The organism is Stenotrophomonas sp. P5_B8, assembly GCF_054049855.1.
In genome coordinates this window covers 1-1,903 of sequence record NZ_JBFULO010000581.1, presented here as the reverse complement: position 1 = coordinate 1,903, position 1,903 = coordinate 1, and the positions used below count along the sequence as shown (strand labels likewise).

General features: G+C 58.0%; 2 protein-coding genes. Both read right to left on the bottom strand.

All coding sequences use genetic code 11. From position 1 onward, the window contains the following. Positions 1–128 precede the first annotated feature (128 nt). Entirely contained in the window at positions 129–251 is a 123-nt protein-coding gene (locus tag ACXJKH_RS19565; protein ID WP_457321864.1) for a DNA-binding protein, read from the bottom strand. Positions 252–329: 78 nt separating this feature from the next. Next, on the bottom strand, positions 330–1,772 hold the full coding sequence (locus ACXJKH_RS19560; RefSeq protein WP_457321862.1) for a family 16 glycosylhydrolase: 1,443 nt from the start codon (positions 1,770–1,772) through the stop codon (positions 330–332). Between the last annotated feature and the right edge of the window lie 131 nt (positions 1,773–1,903).

Below are 1,903 nucleotides of genomic sequence, written 5' to 3'. Positions count from 1 at the left end.
GGCTAAGGCCGAAATGTATCCAGCAGTCACCTGGCTTCGCCTAAGCGCAGCCTCTAAACGAGCCACGCCTGGAATCTCAGGGGGCAACCGACGTCCGGGGCTTGGCCACCAAGTCTCCAGCAAGCGGGTTACCGTATTCGGGAGCCCGTACCGGTGTGTGTCCGAACGCGCTCCACCGTCGGGCGCTCGCCGTCTGCGACAAGCGCTTCAGCGGCACCGTGCGCGTCTAGTTCCGTGATGCCGCGAGCCATTGAACTATCCCCTGTGCGGGCGCCCTGCCCCGTTGAGACCGTACTGGCATTAAGTGCGGCTTCCGGCCGCGACATCCGTCAGACTTGGGCAGGCGTGATCTCCTCAAGCGTGGATGGCCTTGACAGCCGCAAGTGGCCAAAGCAATCTTGACCGGCTGTAATGGCATCCACCGAGATGCCTTTAATCCGCGCGATTGCGGGCAGCCTGAGCAAGTGGAGTTGGCCGGCGAGTTCGGTTGAGCGAGTGGGCCACACGTTCACATGTAGAGTCATCGGCAGATGTGGAATTGGCGTGGGACCCCACAGCATTCGCCGGTGGACAAGTCGCCCATCTACGAACCAGCGAATCTCGTCTGGTTCCCACTCGATGGCAAAGCTATGTGCGCTTTGCGATGCATCGAATCCTAGGTCGATACTTACCGGCGTCCCGCGATATCCGTAGTCGTATTTCGCCCCCTCAGCGCCTGGGTTATAAAATACGTTAACCAGCAAGCGATCGGGGCGGTCACCAGTGATCTCAATGTCAATCTCTTGGCGAGGGGAGTCACGATGGAGGAAGAAGCCTGTAACTAACCCCGGAACATTCGCAGGTTGCAACGTAGCTTCGAAGCGGCCGAACAGGAACCGGCTTTGGGTTGATATGGCTGCGGCGCTCAGATCGCGCACACCGAGTGCCTCTCTTCGCACCGCAAGGACTGCACCCTGTCCGGAACTGGTCGTGACATTTGCGGGCCTAAATAGGCCTAAATTACCTGGAAACGTATCTTCCCGCAGCATCCATCGCGCCGGATCAAGATCTTGAAGTTGATCAATAAAACGCGATCTGGTGATGTGAGCTAGCCTTCTGGGCAGACAGGGCTTAATACCTATTCCGATTGACATCACATCCCGAGGGACGATCCATGGTGAATGGTCGTGCATTAGCTGTTTCCGGCTGAAAGTGGCGCCGGGTCTGCAAGGATCAACATCAGCCAGCGCCCGTTGTCCGACTTCAGGAACTCGGGGATACGCATCCAGCGGCGGCGCTAAACGTAGGTACTGGCAGATCGCGAGCCAACTCCCTGCATCTGACAGATGCAGGGCGCCCTCTGACACGAATTGGGCTAACAGCGAGTGCTCGCGCGTCTCTATATCTCCCATAACAATAATTCTGGCGCACGGGTAAATCCGTCTGAGCAGGTCGGCGTGGCCTGAAAGCGAGGCAATATTTACATATGCATTGAACACGGCCTCACGGCGCCCAGCAAGAAGCGCGGACATTTCCGCTGCAGGCAAGTCCTCCAAGTCGCTACAGCAGCGATAGCCGAGCATGGACAGAGCCATCGCGAGTGACGACAAGCCGGATCCAGGAGAGCCGAAGGCAAATACTGGTGTTTCAGTGGGGCGGCGATGAAACACGCCAGGAGTCGTGTCATTCAGAATGCCAATTCGGCCCAATGCAGGAAGAATCGAGTAGGAGTTGGTCGATTCGAGATCACAGCGCTGGCTAATGACCGATCGTCGAACGGCGCGAACATCCATCTCGCCAAACTTCTGGTTGATCCAAAGGTCTACCGGGCCTCGGCAAGGCCCGAGATCGAGAAGGCGCTGTGCTCCGCGCGCGGAGAGAACGTACCCTGATAGATACCAAAGACCACGCTCGGGCCGGAAGA

Bases quoted from the DNA above. Each gene is read 5' to 3' on its own strand.
- ACXJKH_RS19565 (WP_457321864.1), bottom strand. From the start codon at position 251: ATGGCTCGCGGCATCACGGAACTAGACGCGCACGGTGCCGCTGAAGCG.
- ACXJKH_RS19560 (WP_457321862.1), bottom strand. From the start codon at position 1,772: ATGGATGTTCGCGCCGTTCGACGATCGGTCATTAGCCAGCGCTGTGAT.